The sequence below is a fragment of the Moorena sp. genome, from assembly GCF_982860115.1.
Genome location: NZ_CEYLVT010000021.1, coordinates 1 through 13,754, shown reverse-complemented (window position 1 = coordinate 13,754; position 13,754 = coordinate 1). Strand labels below are relative to the sequence as shown.

The following is a 13,754-nucleotide window of genomic DNA, read 5'->3' as shown; positions in this document are numbered from 1 at the left end:
TCCATGACTATCAATAAAGTTGAGCAAGCCACTATCTTGATCGTTGATGACAATCCCACGAATCTGAAAGTGTTGTCAGAAGCGATCGCCAATTCGGGATGGGAAATCTTGGTAGCAACTGATGGTGAAACGGCTATCGATCAGAGCGAATATGCAACACCAGATCTAATTTTGTTAGATGTCATGATGCCAGGAATGGATGGTTTTGAAACCTGCCGCCGACTGAAATCTAATCCCGCAACTAATGAAATCCCAGTGATTTTTATGACTGCTCTGAATGACACGGTTGATAAGATCAAAGGTTTGTCCCTGGGGGCTGTAGATTACATCACCAAGCCGTTTCAGACTGAAGAAGTGTTAGCCCGTCTCAAGGTGCATTTACAACTGCATTTCCTGACCAAACAACTAGAAGACCAAAATCTATACTTAGAGGAACGGGTAGCGGAACGCACTGCTGATCTACAACAGGCAAACCAGCAACTGCGAGAATTAGAAGCTCAGCTACGCAAAGCTCTAGCCGAAGAACAAGAATTCAATCATCTGAAATCTCGGATGATCATAGCCATTTCCCATGAGTACCGCACGCCCTTGACCAGCATTCTCTCCAGTTCTGAACTGCTGGAAGCTTACTGCCATAGATGGGATAAATCTAAGCAAAGCCAACATTTTCAACGGATCCGAGAAGCTGTTCAACGGATAACGGACTTAATGGGTAATGTGATGTTCCTTAATAAGGCAGAATTTGAACAACTGGAGTTTCAGCCTACTCCTTTGGATTTAGGGGTATTTGTGCGTGATCTAGTGGATGACATGCAAGATAACTATGGTGAGCAACATCGCCTGATTTTAAACATTGATCAAGACTGTGGGCGACCGTTGTTTGATTCTAAGCTGCTACTGCAAATCCTTACCCATCTGATTGACAATGCCATCAAGTATTCCCCTAATGGAGGCAAGGTTTTGATCAAGTTTGCCTGTGAAAATAACCAAGTCATTTTTGAGGTGAGTGATGACGGGATTGGCATTCCGAGGAAAGACCAACATAATCTGTTTAATGCTTTTCATCGAGGCTCGAATGTAGAAAATATTTCTGGTACTGGACTGGGGTTAGCCATTGTCAAAAAATGTGTCGATATTCATGGCGGGACAATTAGTCTAAACAGTGATGTCAGTGTTGGCACTACCTTTACGGTAATGCTGCCTCGTAGAGTATTAGATGCGGATCAACTGCTCAAGGTAACTGGAAAGTCCATTCCTGATTACCAATCTGGATCACATTTCCTGCACTGAGCCAAAAGGGTTGATGGGAGGTAAGCCGCTGTTGGTCCACAAAAGTACCATTGGAACTACCTACATCAATGATTTGATAGCGCACTTTGTCCTGAGGCTCTGGAATTTGCAGAATTTGGGCATGGTTGCGAGAACACATCGCATCTTCTAACACTAGGGTGTTCGTGGGTTCTCTACCAATAGTGAAAGGATTAGCAGACAAAACAATGATGGCACCGGATGAACGGTTGACTAAACGCCCCTTGCTTGCTGGCGTAGGATTGGAAAAAAGTACGGTTGGGGCAAGTACTGGTTGATCGCGAATGGGCAGACTGGGTGTAGCTGCTGATTCGTCTGGAATTGTAGCCCTAGGTACTTCCTGATTGACAATGGAGTGTTTAGAGTTAGCGTCTCCACCAGGGAGGATATTGACTTGCTGGATTGGTGGTGGGGAGAGTTCTGGGCGACCAGCATTGGCAATCTGCATTTTTAGGACGGCTTCATGTTCTGCTTCCTGTCGAGCACTCATCCCTTCGACTTGACGAATTATCCCTCGTGTGTTAGGAAAGCTGATGTCACTGACTCGCACATCTTCGATGGAAAAGCCTACGGTATAGTAAACGTCAACATGGTCGAGAATGTATTGTCGGACGTCTACTCGTCCCTGATTGGTTAACTGTTCCATCCTTAGGTGACTAATTGCTACTCCTAAACTATCTTTAACGGCACTAGTTAAGGCAGCAATGGGGTCAGATATTTCTAGGGCAACTCGTTTGGCATCTACCACTTGATACATTACATTCAAAGAGACATTGACAAGATACTGATCGCGGGATAGAAAGTCTCCTTGAGAGGTAATGGGCAAGTGCCGGAGTTTGCTGTCTACTAGGAGCAGTTCACATTTTTCTAGCCAGGGTAGGGCGAAGCTGACATGACGCCCTGGCTTCCATACCCGCACACACCGACCATTTTTGACAAATAAAGCAATATAGCCTGCCCCGATAAAGTCCATGCTCCACCCTGCCCAACGCTCTGGGGTGAGGGTTTGAATGAGTGGGGGTGAGTTACCAGACATTAGATTTTGTTTAGAGGAGTGATGGGAGTAGTGCTTGTTTTAGCATTCCGCCGACAGGATGCTCCGATGGAATGCTGCCTGATCAATGGCGAGATGAATGTCGGACAGGGATTTACCGGAACCGGCTGAATCTATTATAACGGTTTGTACTTGAGTACAATAAATCGGGTTGTATAGAAGAGGGAAGATGCGTTTACTCTGGCTTTTACATAAAATGCCTGATAATTTACTAGCAAATGTTAATGGTGGTTCAGAAAATGCGATTAAAGCTAATGGAGATAGACACAATCTTTTGAAAAAAATTGTTGGCTAGATGGATTAGTGTTTGTTTTGTTGGGTTTCATGATTGAAATACTCCTGTTTGCTTTCACTACAATTACTTACTCATTTAGTATGGCGTTTCCCTAAACCGATTGAGCATAAAAAAAATCAGGTATTTCAACACCTGATAAAAATATTGTGGATAATAAGTTCTAGTAAAAATTTAGCTTAAATCAAGTTTATCATATAAATTATGCAACACTTATAGCATCTTTCAAAAAACAAATTACTGACTTAATCAACCATGCTGGCAAATCTTACGTATTTCTTCTTCTTCCGGATGAGTAGCAAGGTAATTTGTGAGCCAGTCGCAACCCAGCCTAATTAAATCATCTAGGTCTAGATCCAAATTCCATAGTTTGAGAGTGTTATCCTCACTGGCAGAAGCTAAGGTCTTGCCATCTGGACTGAAACTAACGCTGGTGACCCAACCGCTATGACCTTCAAGGGTTTGCAGCAAGGTTCCATCCGCTACCTTCCAAAGTTTCACGGTGCGGTCATTACTGGCAGAAGCAAGAATCTTGCCATTGGGGCTGAAACTTACACTGGTGACATTATCCAGATGACTGTTGAGGGTTTGTGCTTCAGTGGTCTCCAAATTCCACAGCTTCACTATAGTATCATCACCACCGGAAGCCAAAATTTTACCATTGGGACTAAAACTTACACTTTTACTCCAACTACTATGAGCTTCAAGGGTTTGCACTAGAGTGCCATTTTCGACATTCCAAAGCCTGACATTGGCCTCGGAACTAGCAGAAGCTATGGTTTTGCCATTAGGACTGAAACTGATGCTGGTAACCGCTAGATATCCCAGAGGTGAACTGAGGGGGTGACAACAAGGCTAAAAAGCAGACAGGGTGTGGGTGTGGGGTGTGGGGTGTGGGGTGAATAGAAGCAACTTTTGACGTTCAACCTGACTTTTCCCTATAAAACTTTACTAAACCTATTTAAATACTGGTTTGAATACCTGATTTTATCCCCATTTACAGTTGGGTTTTTTCTAATGACAATAGTGAACAACACATCAGTTTGATGCTGCATCTAAGCCAGCAATTGAACAGTGGAATTGAACGGGTACGGCAAAAGGATTTCAGGTTCTATGTCGCTCCCCCAGCTTTTTTCAAGCATTTGAATTGTTCATTACTAGAGACTAATCACAATGAAACACACTGCAAAAACAACTTTGCAATCAGCAACTAGACTGCTGGCGATCGCCAGTATCACGACACTAGTGGCACTGGGACTGATATTATTTACATCAGGCCAGCCTGCGTTTGCTGCCCCAGTTGATGATCTCAATAACGTTGCCTGGGCATCAATTCGAGGCTATACCAGTCAGCAGTTTAACACCTATTTCAATCAGAAAAAAGCCCAAGGCTACCGTGTGATTGACATTGAAGTAGACGAGATTAATAGTCAACCTCGTTATTCGGCCATTTTTGAATTCAACTCCGACAAACGTGGCTGGGCAAGCTTGCGGAATCTGACTCACCAGCAATTTTCCCAAGAATGGCAAAACTACAAAGCTAAAGGCTATCGTCTAATCGACCAAGAAGCTTACATGCTCAACGGTCAACGACGTTATGCTGGTGTTTGGATTCAAAATAAAGAGAACCTTGCTTGGGTTTCCTATCGCAATGTCGATAGCGCTGAATTTTCCAATCGGTTCAAGACTTACACAAAGCAGGGTTACCGCATGGTGGATATCGAGGCCTATCCCAGTGGGGGTAAGACTTTGTATTCTGCCATCTGGGTTAAAGATCGACAGACCCTACCATGGGCAGAACATCGGGATATGACCCAGGCACAATACAAGTCGAAATTTGACTCGTTTAAAAATCAGGGCTACCGAGTACTGGATTTTGAGTCTTATCGACAAAATGGTCAGCAACGGTATGCTGCTATTTGGGTGAAAAATACTAATGGTAGAGGTTGGGTAGCCCGTCGCGATATGACAGCTAATTGGTTTGGCAACTGGTGGAAAACCTATAAAGACCAAGGATATCGACTGGTTGACTTTGAAGCTTACCCAACAGCTCAGGGCACTCGCTACGCAGGTGTCTGGCGGCAGAACGGCGATCGCTTGAGTTGGTCTGGCAAAAAAGCGGTGGATAATGCGATCAAGGCATACAAAAATGCCAATAAGTTGCCTGGAATTAGTGTAGTGATTGCCCGCAAAGGCAAGATCCTTTATTCTCGTGGGTTTGGCTTTGCCGATCTTGACAAGCAGAAGGTAGCTCATGCTGGTACGGTCTACCGACTGGCATCGGTCAGCAAGCCAATTACTTCATTGTTGACGATGCGTTTGGTGGATCTCAACAAAATTTCCCTTGATGAAGCTACTCGCAGCTATGTCCCCAGCCTGCCCAATCATCATACCCATGAAGTCGGTCAACTTATGCGGCACCGTTCAGGCATTCGGCACTACAAGGGTAAGTACAAAGGGACTAATTGTGAAGTTCCAAATAATCCGGCTTGGAAAGACTCTAGCAACACCCAATATTCAAGTGCTACACAAGCGGCTACTTTATTCCAGAATGATCCGCTGATGCTTTCACCGGGTTCTAAGTATTGCTACAGCACCCATGCGTACACCGTGCTAGGGGCTGCTCTTGAAGGTGCTGCAAAGATGTCATTTCCAGCATTGGTCAACCGCGAACTGACCCAACGGTTGAATTTGCCGACGCTACGACCGGAATACCGCAATCAATCTAACCCTGAGCGCGCCAATATATACAAACTCTCCAATGGTAAGAGTGTGCTGTCCTCTCGTGACAACCTGAGTTGGAAATATCCCGGTGGTGGACTTGAGTCCTCTGCCATGGATCTGGCTCGTCTTGGGATGAAGGTCTTTGATGGATCGGTCATCTCAGCCCAGTCACTTAATACTCTCTGGCCGGGAAGTACGTTCTCCCATAATGGTGCCCAGAATGGCGCGAAGTCTTACTGGCGACTCTATTTCAATGACAAGACCGTGATTGCTGTCCTCTCCAATCAAAACAGGGGAAATCCTAAAGAGCTAACCAATACCCTCGGTAGCATTGTGAAGAATAACTAGAAAACCTGATAGTGTCGGTTGTGACATACTCCCACACTTACTCGCAAGAGAAGTGTGGGCTTCTCAGCGACTCCTGCTATTGCAATTGATAGTTTGAGTGTGGTGCTCTCATGTTTGCTATCTTTTAGGAGATTCATTGAGTCAGATAAGTGCAACGTGCTATGGCACTCAATAATTTTGGTTTGCTATAGCAAAAGAGAATGGAATAAAAGAACCTTACATCATTTATCCAGAGCAGGTGCTAAAAATACCCTCTAATCCAGCGGGTTAAGCATTTCTTATGCTAGCGGATTTTGTGGTCATCCCGTTCTTGCGCACTTTCCCCCAAGCCACAAAATCCGTTTGTCAGTTCCTCTTCTTCGGGATGAATCGCCAGATAATCCCCCAGCCACTCACAACCTAGTTGCATCAAATCATCTAATTCTAAATCTAGGTTCCAAAGCTTGACTGTGCCATCCCTACTAGCAGAAGCCAGGAGTTTTCCATCTGCGCTAAAACTAACATCCTCTACCCGACCAAGATGACCTTCTAGAATTCTCAATAAAGAACCATCTTCCACACGCCAAAGTTTTACTGTGCGGTCAAAACTACCAGAAGCCAGCAATTTGCCATTGGGGCTGAAACGCAAACTTCTGATCCAAATGCCATGACCGGGAAGTTCCTTAACAATAGTACCATCTGAGTTATTCCACAGCTTAATTCCCCTATAGCCACCCCCAGAAGCTAACAATTTGCCATTGGGACTAATACTGATAGTGGCTAACCAACTGTCAATATTATCAAAAACGTTGACCATCCTACCGTCTTCCACTTGCCAAAATAGGATGCGACCATCAAAACTAGCAGTGGCAATATTTTGACCATCGGGGGTGAAACTCAAATCCCGAATGGAATGAAGATGACCTTTAAACGTTCGCAATAATTCCCCATCTTGCACGCGCCAGAGTTTGATGGTTCTGTCGTCACTACCGGAAGCTAAAATCCTACCATCGGAGCGAAAGGTAATACTTCTCACATTACTAGTATGACCAACTAAGGTGTATATTTCTTTACCATTGTCAACATCCCAAAGCTTTACCGTATTGTCTAAACTGGCAGAAGCAAGCAGCTTACCATCGGGACTGAATTTAACTCGCCAGACATCGTCGGTATGACCTGTCAGGGTTTTGTTTAAACTGCCATCTGAGGTGTTCCACAGTTTTATTGTATGGTCATCGTGACCCGAAGCTAGTAATTGATTATCAGGACTAATAGTTACTCCCCATACTCTGGTGCTACCAAAACCAAAACGTTTGGGTTCAAGGCCATCTATATTCCAGAGAGTGATTGTACTAGGGTAGCTACCAGAAACAAGTATTTTTTGATTATTCGGGTGGAAACTTACGGTGGTAACACGACCTTGTGGACCAACAAAGGTTTGGGGTTCCGCCTCCAAGTTTTCCAGATTCCAAAATTTGACTTTACCATCGTCAGCACCAGAGACTAACAGCTTACCATCTTGACTAAAATTGACTCCCCAAGTTGTTCCTTTGTGTCCCTTAAGAGTAGTGATTTCTGTGCCATATTCTAGATTCCAGAGTTTGATTGTAGTGTCTGCACTGCTAGAGGCAAGGGTTTTACCATCCGCAGTAAAATCAACGTTTCTGACAGCGGATTTATGACCTTTGAGGGTTCTAATTAAGCTACTATCTTCTACATTCCAAAGCTTAATGGTTTTATCTGAACTAGTGGAAGCTAGTATGGTTCCATCAGGACTAAATTTGACAGAGGTAACCCATAAATTATGAGCCCGAATACTGGTTACTAGGGCTTTTGTTTCTACATCCCAAAACTTAACCCAACCCCTAGAATCAGAGGAAGCAAGCAGTTTACTATCGGGACTAAAACTAAGACCCCTAACCCAGGTGTTATTGTGGGCAAGGATGGTTTTAGCTAAGGTTCCCGTTGCTAGGTTCCATAATTTGACCGTACCGTCTTTACTGCCAGAAGCAACTAATTTTCCATCGGGGCTAAACTGGACATTCGAGATATAGTCGCTATGACCCCTAAGAGTATGCATTAATTGACCTTGAGGATTCCAAAGCTTGACGAGTTTATCTCCCCCTCCAGAAACCAGTAGTTGACCATCAGGACTCCAACTGACAATGGAAATTGGACCATTATGGGCTTGCCAGTGATTATATGCTTTTACCTTTGTGATTGCTTGTCGCAAGGTATCTATAACCTGTGCTTGTGCTGGTTTAGTAACTGGGGCTAATTTATGGAATTGTTGTAACTCTTTTAATTGTTGTCCTGCTTTGATCGCTTCAATTAGGCCATCTAGAGGGTTTGATACTAGGGAAATTTGGGCTTTAGCACTGGTTAGTAACACTTGTGCTTCTAAGCGATCGCGTCTTGCTTTCCCCAATTGTAATCCGGCAATTCCTGCTGCTACTAAAGAAATTGCTAAAATTGCTCCCCCAATACCTATTGTTTTCTTGGCTTTCTGTTGGGCTAACGTTAAAGTATCGTTGGCTTTAGCTAAGATGCGACTTTCTTCTGCTTGAACCGCTAAACTAGCTTCTACTTCTCGTTTCTCAAATTCCTGAGAAGCAGCGAGGAAGCGATAATCAAGGGGACTTAAATTTTGATTTTCCGACCAAGCCAATGCATCTTGCAGGGCTTGACCTTGCAGTAAGCGGGATTCATCTTGATAATTGGAACTAACCCAAGCCTTGAAGTCCTCAGAGTAGGGGCGCAGTTTCTCTAATTGTTTCTCAACCCACTCTCTATTAAAAATCTGCTCATAAATACGGTTGTAAACTTTTAATTTTCCCTGCTGCTGAACTACTAACCCCGACAGTCGCAACTCGGTTTGCTCGGAACTGCCATCAGCAACAATTTCTCCCTGCTGTAAAATTTGCTGATATACTCCCAAAAGCTGACCAACACGCTGCTGATTACGAAGAATGCGATCGCGTATGGTTCGCAAATGCTCTGGTTCATCCTGGGCTTCCCAATTTTCAATGATGCGCCTTTGAACGATCTGCTCAATGGATTGGGCACTGAGAATACTCCTACTGTGGGCACTCTGAGCCACCAGCTGACATAACTTTTGGGTCAGAAACGGTTGCCCTCCTGTCCAGTTCAATAGTTCCTGAACCACTGCTTGGGGATTATCTACCTTACCCTCTAATCCTTGAGCTAATGGCTGTGTTTCAGGGAGTTGAAATCCACGCAGTTCAATCGCTTTACCAATATTAAAGGGAGTTTGAGTTTTATCAGTAATTAAATCACTAGGAGTTGCCACCCCTAACAGGGCAAAGGTGAGCCGTTGGTAGGCGCGATTATCTACTCGTTGATTGTAGAAGAATCGAATCAGAGCAAAAAAATCATCTACGGAAAAATTCTGGCTCAAAACTCGGTCAATTTCATCGACGAAAATGACAATTCTGTGCTCAACCAGAACTAACAGCACTTCCTCAATAAATAGACTCAACCGTTGCACAGGGGAAAGCAAATCCCGCTGCTCTCGCCACCAGCTGCGCCATTTAAATTGTTTGCTGAGCTGGCAACTACTCACGATAGAATTGACAATCCCAGCATACCACTTTTCTGGGGTGACATCCTCTTTGCCAATCCCGGTCAGGTCAATAAAACCACAGAGGATTCCTTCTGCTTGCAGCTTTTTTATTGTCCGCACCCGCAAGCTGGATTTACCCATCTGTCGGGAGTTGAGTACATAACAAAACTGACCGGCTTTCAAGCTTTGGTAAAAGTCTTCGTCGGCTTGTCGCGTCACGTAGCTGGTGGCATTAACTGGGAGACTGCCACCAACTTGATAGTTATAGTTTGATTGTGGTTCTGTCATGATTGCTGTTTCATTAGCTGATAGCTGACAGCTGTTCGCGCAGCGATGCAGCGCCGCCAAAGGGGGTTTCCCCCATGAGCGACTGCATCAAGACAGCGTGCGCGTAGCGCAGATGCTTACCTAAAAGCTAGAACTTGGTAGAAATATTCCCGGTACAAATTGCAGCAAGGCACAACATAATTACCCTGTCGCTCTACCAACCCCATACTGTGCAGTTTGTAAATCTCGATCGGATTCAGTTCTACTGGCTCAGATGACGTGACAACTTCCTTGAGGGCCTGAAGCAACTCTGGTGATTGTTGCAGTGTTTCTAAATGTCGCCGCAAATGGTTGCTATAAATACCTGCTTCTGTCGGTGCATCTTGCCACAACTGCTGGAATGTTACCTTGCCAGAGCCCATTTCATACATGGCCAACCGTACCAGATAGGGATGACCAGATACCATTGTCATTAATTTCTCTATCTGGGCATTCTCCCAATTTAGTCCATGGAGCTGAGCCAAATTTTTTACCTGCTGTTGGTCAAACTCTCGCAACTCCACTGGAATTCCGGCGTTAAAGGGAGATTGATTTAAGTCTAAGGGTATATAAACTTCTGTAGAATGTGCTATCACTAGCCGCAGTTGCTTCCAGATATCTGAAATCTTAGCTTTCTCATGCCAGCTGCGCAGCATCCCTAAAAAGTCTTCTATTACTTCGGGGTAGGGAAAAACTCGATCTACTTCATCCAATGCTAAGACCAGGGGACAATCTATTTCTGCCAGTAAATACTCTTCAAAATAGACTGTGCAGTTATCATTACTCCCCAAAATTTCTGTATCCCAATAATCATTTAATTGATTGTCTAACTTTAATTGCCGACCAACTTTCAAACAGAGCCAGCGTAGGAATTTATCTAAATCCGTTAAAATTGCTCGGTCTACACTGCTCAAATCTAAATACACTGTTTGACAATCCTGGGATTGAGCATGAGCTAGAATCCTCATCATTAAGGAGGTTTTTCCCATTAGCTTTGGTGCTTTAATCCGAATCAGGGAACCAGGCAGAATTACCGTATCGTAACCCAGAGATTCGATGCTGCCTCGCTCCACATAAAGAGGTGAATCCAGCGCCACCCAACCCGACGGAAATGGTAGCGTTGTTAGGGGCTCAGATGGTGGCTGCTCTCCATTGGTGCCCATTGATGTACCTTGACACTTTTTCCATGCTCTTCTGAGTGCTTGTTTGAAACTCTTTTTGGTAACCCTTTCTCCTAATGCTTTTGAGAGCTTATTCCATAATTTGTTGCCGATATCTTTGTTAAGATATTCAGCACTGTAGCCATACCTATTGGCGATCTGATCATAGGTTTTCCCTTCCCAGGAACCCTGAAGTACTGTGGTTTCAATGTCACTGAGATGTTTGCCTGTATTTTTGAAGACAACTTGATCAGCAGACTCTTTTGCTTGTATCCAAGCTAACTCTGATTCTGAGTCTACTCCAGAGACTACACTCAGAACTGGACGGGAGGGGTAAAACTCATCAAATGCTTGAGCAATCATGTAACTAACAATTTTTTAGATGTATACTTAGCTACCAACTACAGCCCCAGCATTCCAGATTTTTGGAGAAACTGATATAGCGCTACGGGCAAGGCAAGAGGCAAACGTTGAGGTAGGGTGGGCAGTGGCTAGCACAAGGATTCTCAGCTTTTCAATTGGTCTGATCCACTGCCCACCCTACGGTTACGGCTAAAAATGTTTTGGGAATATTAGACCTTTTGCAAAAGTCAGTTTTTGCCATGTAGTTATAGTACTTATCACCCTGTTGTTGGCTATTTATGCAAGACGTCGAGATTTTAATTTATTTTAAATAATTTTTATTTTTTTTAACTAAACAACTATCAAAAGATATCAAAAAGTCAGAAGCGTTGAACGTTTAAAACATTCAACGCTTCTATGCTATACTTACTAGGGATTAAGTAACTAACGCAAATTCTTTCTCATTTGTAACGTTTGCTAACTGATTAATCAGGTTTGTTTAAGGAAAAGCTGAAAATCCTTAAGCAAAACTGATTAATCAGTTATGGAATTCAAGTTTTTTTAAGACAATGCTGGAAACCATTAAGGAAAGGTGATTAATCAGTTATCGAATTCAAGTTTTTTTAAGCCAAAGCTGTAAAGGCTTAAATAAAACTTATATATCAGCTGACAAATCAAAATTAGCTTTTCCCTGACTTGGTGCATAATTTTGAGAGTTACTGACCATGGTACGAGACAAACGAAGTGCTTCTAAACGACTAACTTCTAGGTTTTGGGGTGGAATCTGCTGCCAGATATCCAAGCTTTGTAAGCGCTTTCTGGTTTTGCCTGTTGCCCCTACAATAAATACTTCACGACCTTTATCTAAGGCTTCTTGAATAGCATTTTCCAAAGCTAGGGTAGCGGTAACACCTAAAATAGGTACATCACTGAAATCCAGAATCAGCACATCAAAACCTTCAATGGCATTGTGTTGACGGGAAATTGCCTTGGCAACCCCAAAAATCATCGGTCCACTGAGATGAAAGAGTACAATACGACCATCACCTTGATCCAATAGTACTTTTTCTTCCTGGGAAAGCTGAATTTCTTCATCGTCATAGGTAATCGCCTTAACACTGTCTGCTCTATGAGCACTAAGACGCTCAATGGTGAGGATATTGGCAATAAATACTCCTACTCCCACGGCCACAATCAAGTCAACAAAAACAGTGAGTAAAATCACCCCGTACATAATCAGGGATGCTTTCCAAGAAATTTTATGGGCACGCTTGAGGAAACCCCAGTCAATAATATCAATACCTACCTTGAGGGCGATACCAGCCAAAACAGCAAGGGGAATACTTTGGGTGAGGGGGGCAGCCCAAAGCACAACTACTAGTAATGCTAAAGCACGGGCGATTCCAGAAAGGGCAGTCCTACCCCCGCTTTGGATATTAACCACAGTTCCCATGGTTGCGCCAGCCCCAGGAATACCGCCAAATAAACCCGATACTAAATTACCTAAACCCTGGCCCATTAACTCTTTGTTAGAATCATGTTCGGTACGGGTTAAACTATCAGCAACCAGGGACGTTAGTAATGCATCAATGCAGCCCAGTGTAGCTAGCACCAAAGCATCAACCACCATTAATTGTAACTGTTCAGTGGTAAACACCGGTAGACGCAAACTAGGCAAACCAACAGCAATTTCCCCAATACGGCGAATATCTATCCCAGAGAAAAACACCAAAGACAAAACTGTTCCCAGAATTAATGCTACCAACTGGGGGGGTACGATGCGTTTCCATTTGCGGGGCATCAAAACAAGAATTGCTACCGTCAAAACAGCTAAAATAGTTTCAATCGGGTTGATGTTTGCTATCAGTGTGGGCAAACTAGTAACTGTGCCAATGACGCCACCCTTAGGGCTACCTTGACCCAAGAAAGGAGCAGTTTGCAAAATAATTAGTATGATGCCAATACCCGACATAAAACCGGAAATGACGGTGTAGGGCATCAAGGTAATGTATTTGCCTAGACGCAGAAAACCAAACAGAATTTGAAAAATTCCGGCTAACATGACCACGGTAAACGCCATAGCCATGCCGTTTTCTGGATTAGCAGCGGTAAGGTTAGCAATTACCGCTGTCATCACCACGGTCATGGGGCCAGTGGGTTCAGAAATTAGGGTGGGAGTACCTCCAAATACCGCAGCAAAAAAGCCAATTAATACAGCACCCCACAAACCAGCTTCTGCCCCAGCACCGGAGGCGACACCGAAGGTAAGAGCCATGGGGAGGGCGATAACGGCGGCGGTTAGTCCACCAAAAATATCGCCCCTTATGTTGCGAAAGTGAATTTGGTTAGTGAGTTGCATTGTTAAATGACATTTAGGTAATTGTTACATTACATGTAGGTAACTACTTTTTACTGTACTGCAACTACATCCATTAGATTTATTTAATGATCTTACTAAAATCATTTACTTAAGTCTATGGTAAAGGCACAAGCCCCAGAAACATAAGCCTTTAACTTAATATTAATAATTTATTAATAAATACATTAACTTAAGAAAAACTCATGGCAATTATCGATTTGCTTTATCAGCAGGGGAGATAGGGAGAGGGTGGGAAGTGTGGGGAGGGTGGGAAGTGTGGGGAGGGTGGGAAGTGGGGG

General features: G+C 43.7%; 7 protein-coding genes. 2 read left to right on the top strand and 5 right to left on the bottom strand.

Annotation, left to right across the window (positions count from 1 at the left end):
• The first annotated feature begins 3 nt into the window (after nucleotides 1-3).
• Nucleotides 4-1,290, top strand: a complete 1,287-nt coding sequence (locus AC4II3_RS06105) for a hybrid sensor histidine kinase/response regulator (RefSeq protein WP_488008315.1) — start codon at nucleotides 4-6, stop codon at nucleotides 1,288-1,290.
• On the opposite strand, the gene AC4II3_RS06100 is transcribed toward AC4II3_RS06105, so the two are convergent.
• Nucleotides 1,232-2,344, bottom strand: coding sequence for an FHA domain-containing protein (locus AC4II3_RS06100; protein ID WP_488008313.1), 1,113 nt, complete (start codon nucleotides 2,342-2,344; stop codon nucleotides 1,232-1,234). The two genes, AC4II3_RS06105 and AC4II3_RS06100, sit on opposite strands and share 59 nt — an antisense overlap.
• A gap of 559 nt (nucleotides 2,345-2,903) precedes the next feature.
• Nucleotides 2,904-3,482, bottom strand: coding sequence for a WD40 repeat domain-containing protein (locus tag AC4II3_RS06095; protein ID WP_488008343.1), 579 nt, complete (start codon nucleotides 3,480-3,482; stop codon nucleotides 2,904-2,906).
• Nucleotides 3,483-3,827: 345 nt separating this feature from the next.
• Here AC4II3_RS06095 and AC4II3_RS06090 point away from each other — a divergent pair, with 345 nt between their 5' ends.
• Nucleotides 3,828-5,726, top strand: a complete 1,899-nt coding sequence (locus AC4II3_RS06090) for a serine hydrolase (protein WP_488008310.1) — start codon at nucleotides 3,828-3,830, stop codon at nucleotides 5,724-5,726.
• Between the two features lie 283 nt (nucleotides 5,727-6,009).
• On the opposite strand, the gene AC4II3_RS06085 is transcribed toward AC4II3_RS06090, so the two are convergent.
• The 3 genes from AC4II3_RS06085 to bicA all read right to left on the bottom strand — a co-directional run bounded on the left by AC4II3_RS06085 (nucleotide 6,010) and on the right by bicA (nucleotide 13,455).
• On the bottom strand, nucleotides 6,010-9,576 hold the full coding sequence (locus AC4II3_RS06085; protein ID WP_488008308.1) for a WD40 domain-containing protein: 3,567 nt from the start codon (nucleotides 9,574-9,576) through the stop codon (nucleotides 6,010-6,012).
• Between the two features lie 116 nt (nucleotides 9,577-9,692).
• Nucleotides 9,693-11,117: an AAA-like domain-containing protein gene (locus AC4II3_RS06080; protein WP_488011110.1), complete on the bottom strand. Its 1,425-nt coding sequence runs from the start codon at nucleotides 11,115-11,117 to the stop codon at nucleotides 9,693-9,695.
• 634 nt (nucleotides 11,118-11,751) lie between these two features.
• Complete coding sequence (gene bicA, locus AC4II3_RS06075) at nucleotides 11,752-13,455, bottom strand: bicarbonate transporter BicA (protein ID WP_488011109.1); 1,704 nt, start codon at nucleotides 13,453-13,455, stop codon at nucleotides 11,752-11,754.
• Nucleotides 13,456-13,754 lie beyond the last annotated feature (299 nt).

What these genes read in the sequence shown, in the direction of transcription:
- AC4II3_RS06105 (WP_488008315.1), top strand. Translation starts at nt 4, where the DNA reads ATGACTATCAATAAAGTTGAGCAAGCCACTATCTTGATCGTTGATGAC.
- AC4II3_RS06100 (WP_488008313.1), bottom strand. Translation starts at nt 2,344, where the DNA reads ATGTCTGGTAACTCACCCCCACTCATTCAAACCCTCACCCCAGAGCGT.
- AC4II3_RS06090 (WP_488008310.1), top strand. Translation starts at nt 3,828, where the DNA reads ATGAAACACACTGCAAAAACAACTTTGCAATCAGCAACTAGACTGCTG.
- AC4II3_RS06085 (WP_488008308.1), bottom strand. Translation starts at nt 9,576, where the DNA reads ATGACAGAACCACAATCAAACTATAACTATCAAGTTGGTGGCAGTCTC.
- AC4II3_RS06080 (WP_488011110.1), bottom strand. Translation starts at nt 11,117, where the DNA reads ATGATTGCTCAAGCATTTGATGAGTTTTACCCCTCCCGTCCAGTTCTG.
- bicA (WP_488011109.1), bottom strand. Translation starts at nt 13,455, where the DNA reads ATGCAACTCACTAACCAAATTCACTTTCGCAACATAAGGGGCGATATT.